Annotated in this window: 14 protein-coding genes; 9 read left to right on the forward strand and 5 right to left on the reverse strand. The window is 70.5% G+C overall.

Annotation, left to right across the window (positions count from 1 at the left end):
* Positions 1 to 9: 9 nt before the first annotated feature.
* From rpsK to truA, 4 genes are all read left to right on the forward strand, one after another.
* Positions 10 to 414 carry a 30S ribosomal protein S11 gene (gene rpsK / locus AB0A94_RS01265; protein WP_003956432.1) on the forward strand — a complete coding sequence of 135 codons (405 nt, stop codon included), beginning with the start codon at positions 10 to 12 and terminating at the stop codon, positions 412 to 414.
* A gap of 154 nt (positions 415 to 568) precedes the next feature.
* A complete protein-coding gene (locus tag AB0A94_RS01270; protein ID WP_003966937.1) occupies positions 569 to 1,591 on the forward strand; it encodes a DNA-directed RNA polymerase subunit alpha in 1,023 nt (340 codons plus the stop codon).
* Between the two features lie 183 nt (positions 1,592 to 1,774).
* A complete protein-coding gene (gene rplQ / locus AB0A94_RS01275; protein ID WP_217128181.1) occupies positions 1,775 to 2,287 on the forward strand; it encodes a 50S ribosomal protein L17 in 513 nt (170 codons plus the stop codon).
* Between the two features lie 77 nt (positions 2,288 to 2,364).
* The gene (gene truA, locus AB0A94_RS01280; protein WP_361736947.1) at positions 2,365 to 3,222 is read left to right on the forward strand and encodes a tRNA pseudouridine(38-40) synthase TruA; all 858 of its coding nucleotides are present in this window, start codon (positions 2,365 to 2,367) and stop codon (positions 3,220 to 3,222) included.
* Between the two features lie 19 nt (positions 3,223 to 3,241).
* Here the strand turns inward: truA and AB0A94_RS01285 are convergent, their stop codons facing one another.
* On the reverse strand, positions 3,242 to 4,132 hold the full coding sequence (locus AB0A94_RS01285; protein WP_361736950.1) for a hypothetical protein: 891 nt from the start codon (positions 4,130 to 4,132) through the stop codon (positions 3,242 to 3,244).
* Positions 4,133 to 4,206: 74 nt separating this feature from the next.
* Here AB0A94_RS01285 and AB0A94_RS01290 point away from each other — a divergent pair, with 74 nt between their 5' ends.
* From AB0A94_RS01290 to glmM, 4 genes are all read left to right on the forward strand, one after another.
* Positions 4,207 to 5,403, forward strand: coding sequence for a glycosyltransferase family 87 protein (locus AB0A94_RS01290; protein WP_361736953.1), 1,197 nt, complete (start codon positions 4,207 to 4,209; stop codon positions 5,401 to 5,403).
* A 233-nt stretch (positions 5,404 to 5,636) separates the two neighbouring features.
* On the forward strand, positions 5,637 to 6,080 hold the full coding sequence (gene rplM / locus AB0A94_RS01295) for a 50S ribosomal protein L13 (RefSeq protein WP_190166836.1): 444 nt from the start codon (positions 5,637 to 5,639) through the stop codon (positions 6,078 to 6,080).
* A 42-nt stretch (positions 6,081 to 6,122) separates the two neighbouring features.
* Positions 6,123 to 6,635 carry a 30S ribosomal protein S9 gene (rpsI, locus tag AB0A94_RS01300; protein WP_004927169.1) on the forward strand — a complete coding sequence of 171 codons (513 nt, stop codon included), beginning with the start codon at positions 6,123 to 6,125 and terminating at the stop codon, positions 6,633 to 6,635.
* A gap of 301 nt (positions 6,636 to 6,936) precedes the next feature.
* The gene (gene glmM / locus AB0A94_RS01305; RefSeq protein ID WP_361736957.1) at positions 6,937 to 8,295 is read left to right on the forward strand and encodes a phosphoglucosamine mutase; all 1,359 of its coding nucleotides are present in this window, start codon (positions 6,937 to 6,939) and stop codon (positions 8,293 to 8,295) included.
* An 82-nt stretch (positions 8,296 to 8,377) separates the two neighbouring features.
* Here the strand turns inward: glmM and AB0A94_RS01310 are convergent, their stop codons facing one another.
* From AB0A94_RS01310 to coaA, 4 genes are all read right to left on the reverse strand, one after another.
* Positions 8,378 to 9,019, reverse strand: coding sequence for a hypothetical protein (locus AB0A94_RS01310; protein ID WP_361736960.1), 642 nt, complete (start codon positions 9,017 to 9,019; stop codon positions 8,378 to 8,380).
* 335 nt (positions 9,020 to 9,354) lie between these two features.
* Positions 9,355 to 9,957 (reverse strand): hypothetical protein, encoded by a 603-nt coding sequence (locus AB0A94_RS01315; protein WP_361736963.1) that lies wholly within the window; start codon positions 9,955 to 9,957, stop codon positions 9,355 to 9,357.
* 794 nt (positions 9,958 to 10,751) lie between these two features.
* Complete coding sequence (locus AB0A94_RS01320; RefSeq protein WP_361736966.1) at positions 10,752 to 11,699, reverse strand: DUF389 domain-containing protein; 948 nt, start codon at positions 11,697 to 11,699, stop codon at positions 10,752 to 10,754.
* A 16-nt stretch (positions 11,700 to 11,715) separates the two neighbouring features.
* A complete protein-coding gene (coaA, locus tag AB0A94_RS01325) occupies positions 11,716 to 12,705 on the reverse strand; it encodes a type I pantothenate kinase (protein ID WP_361736969.1) in 990 nt (329 codons plus the stop codon).
* 211 nt (positions 12,706 to 12,916) lie between these two features.
* On the opposite strand from coaA, the gene AB0A94_RS01330 reads away from it, so the two are divergent.
* Positions 12,917 to 13,699: a hypothetical protein gene (locus AB0A94_RS01330; protein WP_361736972.1), complete on the forward strand. Its 783-nt coding sequence runs from the start codon at positions 12,917 to 12,919 to the stop codon at positions 13,697 to 13,699.
* Positions 13,700 to 13,731: the final 32 nt, after the last annotated feature.

The raw sequence follows: 13,731 nt of genomic DNA on the forward strand, positions 1-13,731 counted from the left end.
GAGAACGACATGCCCCCCAAGGGTCGTCAGGGCGCTGCCAAGAAGGTGCGCCGCAAGGAAAAGAAGAACGTCGCTCACGGCCACGCGCACATCAAGAGCACGTTCAACAACACGATCGTGTCGATCACGGACCCGTCCGGCAACGTGATCTCCTGGGCCTCCGCCGGCCACGTCGGCTTCAAGGGCTCCCGGAAGTCCACGCCGTTCGCCGCGCAGATGGCCGCCGAGTCGGCCGCCCGCCGCGCCCAGGAGCACGGCATGCGCAAGGTCGACGTGTTCGTCAAGGGCCCGGGCTCCGGTCGTGAGACCGCGATCCGTTCCCTGCAGGCCACGGGCCTCGAGGTCGGCTCCATCCAGGACGTCACCCCGACCCCGCACAACGGCTGCCGTCCGCCGAAGCGCCGCCGCGTCTGACGCACGGCCGCTTCGTTCGGCTCCGGGTTCCGGGCGGTACGGCTCGTCAGGGCCGTACCGCCCGTACCCTTGCAGTACCCGCACTTTTCACCGGGTGCGGTTTCCGTCGGGCGTCAAATAGCGGGCGTCCACGAAAGAAGGATCTGATCCACACATGCTGATCGCTCAGCGTCCCTCGTTGACCGAAGAGGTCGTCGACGAATTCCGCTCCCGGTTCGTGATCGAGCCGCTGGAGCCGGGCTTCGGCTACACCCTCGGCAACTCCCTCCGCCGCACCCTCCTGTCGTCGATCCCCGGTGCCGCCGTCACCAGCATCCGCATCGACGGCGTCCTGCACGAGTTCACCACCGTGCCGGGCGTCAAGGAGGACGTCACCGACCTGATCCTCAACATCAAGCAGCTGGTCGTCTCCTCGGAGCACGACGAGCCGGTCGTGATGTACCTGCGCAAGCAGGGCCCGGGTCTGGTCACCGCCGCCGACATCGCGCCCCCGGCCGGTGTTGAGGTGCACAACCCCGACCTCGTCCTCGCCACGCTCAACGGCAAGGGCAAGCTGGAGATGGAGCTGACCGTCGAGCGCGGTCGCGGCTACGTCTCCGCCGTGCAGAACAAGCAGGTGGGCCAGGAGATCGGGCGCATCCCGGTCGACTCGATCTACTCGCCGGTTCTCAAGGTCACCTACAAGGTCGAGGCGACCCGTGTCGAGCAGCGCACCGACTTCGACAAGCTGATCGTCGACGTCGAGACCAAGCAGGCGATGCGTCCGCGTGACGCCATGGCCTCCGCCGGCAAGACCCTGGTCGAGCTGTTCGGTCTCGCCCGCGAGCTGAACATCGACGCCGAGGGCATCGACATGGGCCCGTCCCCCACGGACGCCGCCCTCGCCGCCGACCTGGCGCTGCCGATCGAGGAGCTGGAGCTCACCGTTCGGTCGTACAACTGCCTCAAGCGTGAGGGCATCCACTCCGTGGGTGAGCTCGTCGCCCGCTCCGAGGCCGACCTGCTGGACATCCGCAACTTCGGTGCGAAGTCCATCGACGAGGTCAAGGCGAAGCTCGCGGGCATGGGCCTCGCGCTGAAGGACTCGCCTCCCGGGTTCGACCCGACCGCCGCGGCGGACGCGTTCGGCGCGGACGACGACGCGGACGCGGGCTTCGTGGAGACCGAGCAGTACTGAGCGCTCCGCGGGGAGGCCGGATTTTCGGGCGCGGGTGCGCTGCGGCTTGTCGCGCAGTTCCCCGCGCCCCTTCCGAGCACGGTCCCTTCGGGACCTGTGCTCGGATCTCCGACAGACGACCGTCTGCTCGGATACTGACCCCGGTACCTGATACGGCCGGGGCAGACACCTAGGAGAAACACCATGCCGAGGCCCACCAAGGGTGCCCGTATGGGCGGCAGTGCCGCGCACGAGAAGCTGCTCCTCGCGAACCTCGCGAAGGCGCTGTTCGAGCACGGCCGCATCACCACCACCGAGGCGAAGGCGCGCAAGCTGCGTCCGTACGCCGAGCGTCTGGTCACCAAGGCGAAGAAGGGCGACCTTCACAACCGCCGTCAGGTGCTCCAGGTGATCACGGACAAGAGCATCGTCCACACGCTCTTCACCGAGATCGGCCCGCGGTACGAGAACCGTCCCGGTGGCTACACCCGCATCACCAAGATCGGTAACCGCCGTGGCGACAACGCGCCCATGGCCGTCATCGAGCTGGTCGAGGCGCTGACCGTGGCGCAGGAGGCGACCGGCGAGGCCGAGGCCGCCACCAAGCGTGCGGCCAAGGACGCGGAGGCCGCCGAGACCAAGGTCGACACGACCAAGGCCGAGGAGACCACCGAGGCCAAGGCCGACGAGGCCGCCGAGGAGTCGAAGGACGCGTAAGCGTCCTGCCGAGGGCTGTGCGGGTCCGTTCCTTTCGAGGGGCGGGCCCGCTTTCGTGTTGCTGAGAGGATCTCTGGGTGAGTGACGAAGTAGAGCCCGGGTTCGTGCGGGTGCGGCTGGACCTTTCCTACGACGGGACCGAGTTCTCCGGGTGGGCCAGGCAGGCCGGTGGGCGGCGGACCGTGCAGGGGGAGATCGAGGACGCGCTGCGGACCGTGACGCGGTCCGGGGGGACGACGTACGAGCTGACCGTGGCCGGCCGTACCGATGCCGGTGTGCACGCCCGGGGCCAGGTCGCGCACGTCGATCTGCCACGGGAGGTGTGGGTCGAGCACCACACGAAGTTGCTCAAGCGGCTCGCCGGGCGGCTGCCGAAGGACGTACGGGTGTGGGCCCTCAGGGAGGCGCCCAGTGGCTTCAACGCCCGGTTCTCCGCGATCTGGCGGCGCTACGCCTACCGCGTCACCGACAACCCGGGCGGGGTGGACCCGCTGCTGCGCGGGCACGTGCTGTGGCACGACTGGCCGCTCGACGTCGACGCCATGAACGAGGCGGCCCGCGGGCTGCTGGGGGAGCACGACTTCGCCGCGTACTGCAAGCGGCGCGAGGGCGCGACGACCATCCGTACGCTCCAGGAGCTGAGCCTGGTGCGCGGCGAGGACGGGATCGTCACGGCGACCGTCCGGGCCGACGCCTTCTGCCACAACATGGTCCGCTCGCTGATCGGCGCGCTGCTGTTCGTCGGTGACGGCCACCGCCCGCCGGACTGGCCGGGCAAGGTGCTGGCGGCGGGCGTACGGGACTCGGCCGTCCACGTCGTACGCCCGCACGGCCTGACCCTGGAGGAGGTCGGCTACCCGGCCGACGAACTCCTCGCGGCCCGCAGCAAGGAGGCCCGCAACAAGCGGACCCTGCCGACGGCCGGCTGCTGCTGAACCGGCCGGGGCGGCGGCGCTACTCGTTCGCCGCCGCCGACGCCTGGGCCTGGCCCCTGCGGTGGATCTGACGGACCGTGAAGGTCTGGAGGTCGTCGCCGGTGGAGAAGACGGCCTTGTCCTTCGTCGTCACGTCCTTGCCGGCCGTGAAGCCGGCGATGGTGAAGTAGGCGTAGCGGCCGTAGGAGTTGGTGGTGGTGCGGCAGATCGCGCCGGAGCAGAAGTCCTTGACGCCGCCGCCCGAGAGCGACTTGACGATGCTCTTCTTGTCGGCCTGCTGCTTGACCCTGGTCGCCTGGGCCTCGGTGTCGAAGACGGCCACGCCGACCGTCACCGCCACGTCGTCCTTGGTGTAGGTGACCCGGATCAGGCGGGTGCAGTCGTTGTCCTCCAGGACCTTCGGGAGCGTGGACTTCGCGGCCGAGGCGCAGTTCCCGGTGTCCGCCGTCGGGCCCTTCTTGTACACCGTCTCACCCATGGTCAGCTGGGTGCCGGGGAAGAGGATGTCGGGGCTCAGCGGGGCCTTGTCCTTCTTCGCGCTGGCGATGAAGTCCTTCGGGTCCAGCGGCGGCGGGGCGCTCGTCGGGGCGAACGACGGGACCGTGCCCGTGGGGCTCGGTATGTCGATGTCGGAGCCCCCGGGAACCTGGGAGGAGACGCCGGGGGAGGCCTCGCCGCCGCTTCCGTTCGCCGAGACGACGGCGACCGCCACTGCCGTGCCTATCGCGACGGTGGCGAGCGCCCCGCCGCCGATGAACAGCAGCCGGCGCCGCTTGGCGCGGGCCTCGGAGGCGTCGGCGAGCGCGGCCCAGTCGGGTGACTGGCCGGAGCCGCCGCTGTTCCAGGGCTGCTGGGAATTCGGTTTCCAGGGATCCCACTGCTGCTGGGGTCCCCCCTGCCCAAGACTCATGGGGCGCATCTTAGACGGGGCACGGGGTGTGCTGGTCCGTCTCAACGGGGCCCGCAGGCCCTAGCGTTGCCGCCATGGCGACGGGCAAAAGCGACATCTCCGGGTGGTTGGTGCGCCCCGCGGGCGGGTCCCTGTGGGCCGGACTCGCGGCGGTGCTGGGGGCACTGACGGTGCGTACGGTGCTGGTGACCTCGGACGGAGGGATGGACAACGCGATCGTCGTGGACGCCGCGCGGGTCTGGCTGGACGGTGGTTCGCCCTACGACGACCGGCACTTCCTCTATTTTCCGAGCGCGGTCGTGGCCGCCGCCCCGCAGGCGCTGCTGCCGCGGTCCGTGCTCGGCGCGGCCGTGCCGGTGGCGGTGGTCCTGGCCCTCGCGCTCGGCTGGGCCTGCGCCCTGCGGTTGTACCGGGTGCCGCTGTGCAGCAGGCTCGCCGCCCTCGGGCTGCTGGGCCTCGCGGCCGGCTTCGCGCCGTTCGGGCAGCTGGTGCGGCTGGGCAACTGGACGGTGACGGCCGCGCTGGCGCTGCCGCTGTGCCTGCTGCTGGCGAGCCGGGGCCGGTGGGTCGCGGCGGGTGCCGTCATCGGGGTGGCGGTGGCGCTGAAGCCGCTGCTCGCGCCGATGGCGCTGCTGTTCCTCTTCGCGCGCCGCTGGGGGGCGCTGGCGGTGCTGGTGCTGATCCCGGCGGTCGCCTCGGTATCGGCGGCGCTGTTCCTGCCCGACCCCACGGGCTTCCTCACCCGCACCCTGCCGTTCCTGCTGAGCGGCGACGACGCCTTCGTGCGGCTCTACGAGGCCTCGCCGGCGGCGGTGCTGCCCCGGCTCGGCGTGCCCGGGACCCCGGCCGTGCTGCTCGGCCTGCTCGCGGCCGCCGTGGGCGTGGGGTGCGCGTACCGGCGCTGGCGCGGGCCGGGTCCGGTGGAGCTGCGGCTGGCGGAGACGTCCGCGGGCCTGATGCTCTCGGCGTTCCTGGTCTCGCGGCCCTCCTACAGCCACTACCTCCTGGTCGTCCTGCCGCTGCTGCTCGCCGGTCTGCCGTACGCCGGGGCGGTGGCGCGGCGGCCCTGGTTCTGGCTGGCCCTGGTGCCGCAGCTGCCGGGGGTGACCTGGCCGTGGCTGGAGCCGGTGCGGCGCCGGGCCTTCCGGGACTCCTTCACGCTGTGCGCGCTGGCGGTGACGGTTGCCCGTCACTGCGTACGGGGGACGCGGGAGACGGACCGCCCGGGCGGGGCGGCGGGGGAGCGGCGTACGGCCGTAGAATCGGTGTAGCCCCTCACGGATGGGCTCGTTTTGACCCGTCCGGCCGACGATGGGTATCCTGCATTTTCGTTGTGTGTAGTGGCTTACTCATTCTCACGTGAGGGGCCCTTACACCGGTCCACCGGGCCGATGACCAGCGACCGGCACGCGGTTTGCGTCACCGCTGTGCGGTCAGGGCTGTCGTGATCGTCTTCGGTGACCTTGTCAGGACTCATTCACTGAAGAAGCGAAGGCTACGAACCGTGCGTACGTACAGCCCCAAGCCCGGCGATGTGACGCGCCAGTGGCACGTCATCGACGCTCAGGACGTCGTCCTGGGTCGTCTGGCCTCCACCGCGGCCTCCATCCTGCGTGGCAAGCACAAGCCGATCTACGCCCCTCACGTCGACACCGGTGACTTCGTCATCATCATCAACGCCGACAAGGTGCACCTGTCCGGCAACAAGCGGACCCAGAAGATGGCGTACCGCCACTCCGGCTACCCGGGTGGTCTGCGCTCCGTCCGCTACGACGAGCTGCTCGAGAAGAACCCCGAGAAGGCCATCGAGAAGGCCGTCAAGGGCATGCTCCCCAAGAACACCCTGGGCCGTCAGATGCTCTCGAAGCTGAAGGTCTACTCGGGCGACCAGCACCCGCACGCTGCCCAGCAGCCGGTGCCGTTCGAGATTACCCAGGTCGCGCAGTAAGTCCGGCCACCCCCTAAGACTGAAGAGAATCTGAGGAGAATCGTGGCCGAGACCACTGCCGAGCAGCCGCTCGAAGAGCTTGACATCGACAGCTACACCACCGAGTCCGAGGTGCCCGTCGAGGGCGAGTACACCTCGGAGTCCATGGCCTCCCGCTTCGGCGAGCCCCAGCCGGCCGCCGGCCTGGGCCGCCGCAAGAACGCCATCGCCCGCGTCCGGATCGTCCCGGGCACCGGCAAGTGGAAGATCAACGGTCGCACCCTCGAGGACTACTTCCCGAACAAGGTGCACCAGCAGGAAGTCAACGAGCCCTTCAAGGTGCTCGAGCTCGAAGGCCGCTACGACGTCATCGCCCGCATCGCGGGTGGCGGTGTCTCCGGTCAGGCCGGTGCGCTCCGTCTGGGTGTCGCCCGTGCGCTGAACGAGGCGGACGTCGACAACAACCGCGGCCCGCTGAAGAAGGCCGGCTTCCTCAAGCGCGACGACCGTGCGGTCGAGCGCAAGAAGGCCGGTCTGAAGAAGGCCCGTAAGGCCCCGCAGTACAGCAAGCGCTAATCGCAGGCGCTCGCGCGTACTCCGAACGCCCCGGCGGCACGCCACAGTGCTGTCGGGGCGTTCGTTTATTCATCGCCGTGGGCGTATAACGGCACAAGGCACTCAAAGGCTAATGTGATCGGATGGCCGGACATGGCCGCTGTGGCACGTGGCCGCGGATGCGGAGCCGCACTCACACCGCGGCCGCCGGACACATCACCGGCGCCGTCAGCGGCACGACCGTCGACCGCGCGGACGGAGCCGGCGCCCCGGCACGACCTCGGCAACGGCTTTCGATACTGACGCACCCTCAGGAGGACAAGTGGGACGACTCTTCGGCACGGACGGCGTGCGCGGTGTCGCCAACGCGGACCTGACGGCGGAGATGGCGCTCGGCCTGTCCGTCGCCGCCGCGCACGTACTGGCCGAGGCGGGCACGTTCGAAGGACACCGGCCCACCGCCGTGGTCGGACGTGACCCACGCGCGTCCGGAGAGTTCCTGGAGGCCGCCGTCGTCGCGGGCCTCGCCAGCGCGGGCGTGGACGTCCTGCGGGTCGGCGTGCTGCCGACACCGGCGGTGGCCCACCTCACCGGCGCGCTCGGCGCCGACCTCGGCGTCATGCTCTCCGCGAGCCACAACGCCATGCCGGACAACGGCATCAAGTTCTTCGCCCGCGGCGGCCACAAGCTCGCCGACGAGCTGGAGGACCGGATCGAGTCCGTGTACGAGGAGCACCGCACCGGCGCCCCCTGGGACCGCCCGACCGGCGCCGGCGTCGGCCGCGTGCGCGACTACGAGGAGGGGCTCGACCAGTACGTCGCCCATCTCGTCGGCGTCCTCCCGAACCGGCTGGACGGTCTGCGGATCGTCCTCGACGAGGCGCACGGCGCCGCCGCGAAGGTCTCGCCGGAGGCGTTCACCCGGGCCGGGGCCGAGATCGTCACCATCGGCGCCGACCCGGACGGCCTCAACATCAACGACGGCTGCGGCTCGACCCACCTCGACCTGCTGAAGGCCGCGGTCGTCGAGCACGGGGCCGCGCTGGGCATCGCCCACGACGGCGACGCCGACCGGTGCCTGGCCGTGGACCACACCGGTGCGGAGGTCGACGGCGACCAGATCCTCGCCGTGCTCGCGCTGGCGATGCGGGAACGTTCCGCACTGCGCTCCGACACCGTCGTCGCGACCGTGATGTCCAACCTCGGCTTCAAGCTCGCCATGGAACGCGAGGGCATCCGGTTCGTGCAGACCGCGGTCGGCGACCGCTACGTGCTGGAGGAGATGAAGGAGAAGGACTACGCCCTCGGCGGCGAGCAGTCCGGCCACGTCATCGTCCTCGACCACGCGACGACCGGCGACGGCACGCTCACCGGCCTGCTGCTCGCGGCGCGGGTCGCCCAGACCGGCCGTACGCTGCGGGACCTGGCCTCGGTGATGGAGCGCCTCCCGCAGGTCCTCATCAACGTGCCGGACGTCGACAAGTCCCGCGTGAAGACCTCCGCGGAACTCGCCGCGGCCGTCACCGAGGCCGAACGCGAGCTGGGGGAGACCGGTCGCGTCCTCCTCCGCTCCTCCGGCACGGAGCCGCTGGTCCGCGTCATGGTCGAGGCCGCGGACATCGACCAGGCCCGCTCGGTGGCGAGCCGCCTGGCGGACGTGGTGAAGTCGGCGCTGGGGTAGGCGCCGCGGGCTCCGTACGGCGAAGGCCCGTACCCCTGACGACAGGGGTACGGGCCTTTTGCCGAGCGGCGTGCCGCGTCCGTCAGACCGTGTCGGGAACGGACTGCAGCGTCCCGTCGTCGACCACGAGTTCGTGGTAGCCGAAGCGTTCACCGAGCTCGTGGTACCGCAGGTACCGCGATTCCGCGACCGGGACCAGGTGCGCCTTCAGGACCCGCAGGAAGAGCCGGAACCCGAGGTCGGGATCGACCTCCACGACCACCTGCTCCAGCGCGGCCACCACCTCGGCCCCGCCGGCCCGGACGGCGGCCGCCACGGCCGGCGCGGCCTCGCGGATCTCCGCCAGGACCGCCTCCCTCAGCGACCCGTCCACCGGAGGCTCCGGCGGTACGGGAGTGAAGGACGGATCGTCGCGGCGTATCCGCTCGGCGCAGATCCGGACGACGTCGCGCAGCCATGTGCGCCCGTCCGACCCCAGGGCGTGGCCGTCCGGGAGCCCGGTCGCCGCACGCCACAGGAGGTCGGTCACCCGGGTGGGCACCGGCGACTCCAGCAGACGCAGGGCATCCTCCAGGAGCGTTGCCGCGTAGGCCCCGTCCTCCCAGTCCGCCGCGCCGGCGACGATCTCCTCCGGAGTGGCCTCGCCGGCCCAGGGACCGGCGAACCACTTGGTGAGCCCGCTGAGCCCGAAGTCGACCCAGATGTCCTGTCGTCCCGTCGTCATCTCACGGCCTCTCACCCTTGGGGTACGCGGTGTACACCATGTAACCGGGTTTGTGCGGAGACCTCTTCAGCGTGATGGACACGACGTTCTGGGCGGCCCAACTGTCTCCGGTGTGGTGGTAGACGGTGCCCAGGGACGCCGTGCTGTCCAGCGTCACGTCGAACGAGAAGAGGTCCGTCGGGCTCTCGGAGTTCTTCGGGGAACGTTCCGTCCGGGCCGAGCAGCAGCTGGTCGGCCGGGCGTAGTTTCGGAGGCGAGGACCCAACTGCGTTCATACCGCAGGGATACGCACGGCGGGGCCCGCACTCGGGTGAGTGCGGGCCCCTGTCTCGCGGTCAGGGGGACTTCACCCGGAACCGGACGCGGTCCACCACGAACTCGCCGTAGTGGAGGGCCGACCCGATGGCCTCCATCTTCTGGTACTGGTCCGGAGACAGCGTCGCACCGGTGGCGTTCTCCACGGCCTTCAGCAGCATACGGAACGCCAGATCCGGCGTGCAGCCGTGAGCGCAGTCGACGAGCGCCTCATGCACCTCGGCGGCCAGGAAATCCGCCCGCCGGATCTCGGCGACGACCGCGTCCCGCTGGGGCCGGCCGTCCTCCGTGTCGGCGCCGGTGAGGGGACGGACGTCCGCCTGCGCGGACAGTCTGGCGTCGCACAGGCCGACAACCGTCCGGGTCCACTCGGCTCCCGTGATCCGGTCGAAGCCCGGTATGTACTGTGCTCCGGCCGTCCACAGCACCTCGAGCGTCTCGGAGGGAAGGTGGTCGGCGAGCGTCCGGGCGTCCCGGCGGACCGCCAGGGCCTCCTCGACGTTCTCCTCCGCCAGGTGTTTCGCCACGACGTCGGCGGCCGTCGGCCCGTCGTAGATCCAGTCCTGGTGGAAGAAGCCCATCACCCACGGCACGCCGAAGACGAACTCGGTGAAGCGCTGCATCTGTGTTTCCTCCTCACTTCGGATAGCAGGTCTGCACGTAGTGACCCCGAGGGTGTTTCGGCTTGAACGTGTGCAGGCCGGACACCGTCAGGTCGTAGACCGTCCGAGGCGCCGGAACCCTCCGTACGGTGGCGCACCGTCGCCACCGTACGAGGGTTCCGTCGGGGCTGCGCAGGCTGTCGCCGACACGCGGGTCGGACGCCGGGGTCCAACCGCGATCGGTGACGTGGAACCGACATCGGGCACTGGTCCTCCCGCAGCTGCTCGACGGCCGTGACCTCGTTCCAGTCGGGAGAGCCGCTCACGGGAACGGCGTCGTCCGCGGAGGCCGGGTCGGTCGCCTGTGGATGGGCGGCGAGACCCGCGACGACCGCGAGGGAGAGGGGAAGGACTCCGGCAAGGAACCTGGGTCGACGCGGTCCGTGCCCGACGGATCACGGTGATCTGGAACGCAAGCGTGCATCCCCTTCTGCACTGGAGGGAGACGACCGGGAAGGCGCCGGTGAGCGCGAGGAGTCGGTGAGGACGCCTCGGCCCCCCGCGGCGTCAGGAACGGCGATGTCCGTCCAGTACGAGATGCACGGATGGCAGATGGTGTGGCATGCGACGCGCCCCTCCCCGTGGCGGCGCTGTTCCCCCGGTCGCTGATGGATGCGCGCAGGACGGACTGGTCGGTTCCGGCCGCGCGGGGCGTAACACCAGGCAGAAGGTCGGGTATGGGGAAGGGGGCGGTTCCGCTGCCGGACGACGGTTGGCGAGATCTCCACTGATGAGCAACGGCCGCTCGGGCCCCGTCAGGCCTGCGCCCGCCTGCGCAGCCGCCGGTGCTGCCCGGCCCAGAAGTACTTCTGGGCCAGCAGGGTCGCGGTGCCCGCCAGGGTGATGCCCAGCAGGTTGAGCAGCAGCTGCTCGGTCGACCCCCAGGTCTGGACCGTGTCGCCGTAGCTCAGCGCCACGGCGGCGTTCGCCGCGGCGGGGACCGTCGTCACCGAGATGGCGACGCCCACCAGCGCGCCGGACTTCGCGGACGTCAGCGAGAGCGTGCCGGCCGCTCCGGCCAGGACCGCCACCACGAACGAGAACCAGTCGGGGGCGTACACGAAGCCGGTCTGCGGCCGGTCGCCCTCCAGCTGTTCCTTGGTGAACAGCCCGACCGCGTCCATGAAGAGGCTGAACCCCACCGTCACCAGCATCGCCACCGCGAAGCCCACCAGCAGGGCGATCCCCGAGCGCAGCGCGAGGCGCGGCCGGCGCTGCACCGCCGCCGTGCAGATGCCGGCCAGCGGCCCGAACTCCGGGCCCACCGCCATCGCGCCCACGATCAGGATCGCGTTGTCCAGCACCACGCCGCAGGCCGCGATCATCGTGGCCAGGGTGAGGAACGCGAGGTAGGTGACCGAGAGGGTCGACTCCTCGTGGGTGGCCTCGGTCAGGTGCTCCCACAGCACCGCGTCCGCGGCCTCGCCCGGCGCGTCCTCCTCCGCCTCCTCGGCCCGCTTCGACAGCGACAGGTCGATGTTCTCCACGGCAATGGAACCGCTGGTGTCCAGCCCCAGCCGCTGCAGCCCGCTGAGCAGCTCGTCGCCCGCCTCCCGCGCCACATCGCACATCACGACGTCCCCGGCGGGATCGCGGGCGGCGCCCGCCAGCACGCACAGGTGCGCGGTGCCGATCGTCCCCTCGATCAGTCGGACCGCGTCGTCGGTCTTGTCAGCCGGTGTGATCAGGCGCAGGTGCAGCATGGCGGCAGCGTAGTGGTCAGAGTTTGCGCAGACTGAGGCGCTGGACCTTGTGGTCCGGGCCCTTGCGCAGCACCAGTGTGGCCCGGCCCCGGGTCGGGGCGATGTTCTCCACGAGGTTGGGCTTGTTGATGGTGCGCCACATCGTGCGGGCGTAGTCGAGGGACTCCTCCTCGGAGACCTGGGTGTACTTGCGGAAGTACGACGACGGGTCCTGGAACGCGGTCTCGCGCAGCCGCTTGAAGCGGTTGAGGTACCAGCGCTCGATGTCCTCCGTGCGGGCGTCCACGTACACGCTGAAGTCGAAGTAGTCGGCGAGCCCGACCCGGGTGCGGCCGTCCTGGCCGGGCAGCGCGGGCTGGAGGACGTTGAGCCCTTCGACGATCAGGATGTCCGGGCGGCGCACGGTGAGCTTCTCGCCGGGGACGATGTCGTAGATCAGGTGGGAGTAGACGGGGGCGGTGACCTCCCCCTTGCCCGCCTTGATGTCGGCGACGAAGCGGGTCAGCGCACGGCGGTCGTACGACTCGGGGAAACCTTTCCGCGACATCAGGCCCCGCTCCTGGAGCTCCTTCGTCGGCAGCAGGAACCCGTCCGTCGTCACCAGCTCCACGCGCGGGTGCTCGGGCCAGCGGGAGAGCAGCGCCTGGAGCAGCCGGGCCACCGTGGACTTGCCGACGGCCACCGAACCGGCGACCCCTATGACGAAGGGCGTGCCCGACTGGGAGCCCTGCTCGCCGAGGAACGTGTTCAGCGCGCCCCGCAGCCCGTCGGTGGCGCCGACGTAGAGATTGAGCAGCCGGGACAGCGGGAGGTAGATGTCCCGCACCTCGTCGAGGTCGATGACGTCACCGAGGCCGCGCAGCCGTTCGACCTCCGCCGCCGACAGGGGCAGCGGGGTCTTGTCGCGCAACGCGCTCCACTCGGCGCGGGTGAGGTCCACGTAGGGAGTCGCCTCCGGCCGCTGCCGGTGGGCGCTCCGGGGTATCGGGGAGACCGGAGAGATCACAGTCCATTGTTAACGGAGTTTGAACGGGGCGGCGGGTGGGCTGTGTCACGCCGCCCGCCGTTCCCGTGGTCGTCCGAGATCACGCGGCCGTCACGGTCGCATACCGGGTGATCTCCTGGTGATCATCTGTGCGGCGGCTGTGTTCAAGATCCGTTTAAATTGCGCGCAATGCGTTGCGGAGTCCTCCGCACCTTCGAGAAAGAGTTCCCACGTGAGAACCACCGCCGTCCGCCGTACCGTGCTCGCCGCCTCCGCCGCCGCGCTCGCCCTGCTCGCCACCGCCTGCGGTGGCTCCGGCGACGAGGACAAGGCCGGCGACAGCAAGGGCAAGGGCGACTCGACCGCCTCCGCCGCGCCGGCGGCCAAGGCGCTCACCGCCGCCGAGCTGGAGAAGGCCGCGCTGGCGCAGGCGGACGTCAAGGACGGCAAGGTGGCGGAGCTGCCCGCCACGGACGACATCGCCGCCGACAAGGTCAAGGCGGAGGACGCGGCCTGCCAGCCGCTCGCCCACCTGCAAATGGGCGTGCCCGCCGGCTCGCCGGCCGCCACGGTGAAGCGGTCCTGGACGGGCGAGCCGCAGAAGCCGGCCGCTGACGCCAGCCCCGAGGAGGCCCTGGCCGCCGGACTCGGCGCGGAGAAGATGATCGTCACGCTCGCCTCCTACGAGGACGGCGGCGCCGAACAGGTCATCAAGGACGTGGACGCGGCTGCGGGCAAGTGCGCCGGAGGCTTCACCTACGACGCCATGGGCGAGCCGTTCAAGATCCTGTCGGTCGAGAAGACCGAGGCGCCCGGCGGCGCCGACGAGGCGGTCGCGATCACGGCGGTCCTGGCCGCGGAGGAGGACGTGAAGACGCCCATGAAGCTGGTCGTCGCACGCAAGGGCGCCACCGTCGCCTCCTTCACCGTCACCAACTTCGCCTCCGCCGTCACCGGCAAGGACTTCGACTTCCCGACGGCGATCTCCGACGCCCAGCTCGGCAAGCTCGGCTGACGTACCCCTCGCGTTCCGTTCCCACCGGTGCT

The sequence above is a fragment of the Streptomyces sp. NPDC044984 genome, assembly GCF_040646935.1.
In the GTDB taxonomy this organism is placed as follows: domain Bacteria; phylum Actinomycetota; class Actinomycetes; order Streptomycetales; family Streptomycetaceae; genus Streptomyces.

What these genes read in the sequence shown, in the direction of transcription:
- rpsK (WP_003956432.1), top strand. Translation starts at nt 10, where the DNA reads ATGCCCCCCAAGGGTCGTCAGGGCGCTGCCAAGAAGGTGCGCCGCAAG.
- AB0A94_RS01270 (WP_003966937.1), top strand. Translation starts at nt 569, where the DNA reads ATGCTGATCGCTCAGCGTCCCTCGTTGACCGAAGAGGTCGTCGACGAA.
- rplQ (WP_217128181.1), top strand. Translation starts at nt 1,775, where the DNA reads ATGCCGAGGCCCACCAAGGGTGCCCGTATGGGCGGCAGTGCCGCGCAC.
- AB0A94_RS01285 (WP_361736950.1), bottom strand. Translation starts at nt 4,132, where the DNA reads ATGAGTCTTGGGCAGGGGGGACCCCAGCAGCAGTGGGATCCCTGGAAA.
- AB0A94_RS01290 (WP_361736953.1), top strand. Translation starts at nt 4,207, where the DNA reads ATGGCGACGGGCAAAAGCGACATCTCCGGGTGGTTGGTGCGCCCCGCG.
- AB0A94_RS01310 (WP_361736960.1), bottom strand. Translation starts at nt 9,019, where the DNA reads ATGACGACGGGACGACAGGACATCTGGGTCGACTTCGGGCTCAGCGGG.
- AB0A94_RS01315 (WP_361736963.1), bottom strand. Translation starts at nt 9,957, where the DNA reads ATGCAGCGCTTCACCGAGTTCGTCTTCGGCGTGCCGTGGGTGATGGGC.
- AB0A94_RS01320 (WP_361736966.1), bottom strand. Translation starts at nt 11,699, where the DNA reads ATGCTGCACCTGCGCCTGATCACACCGGCTGACAAGACCGACGACGCG.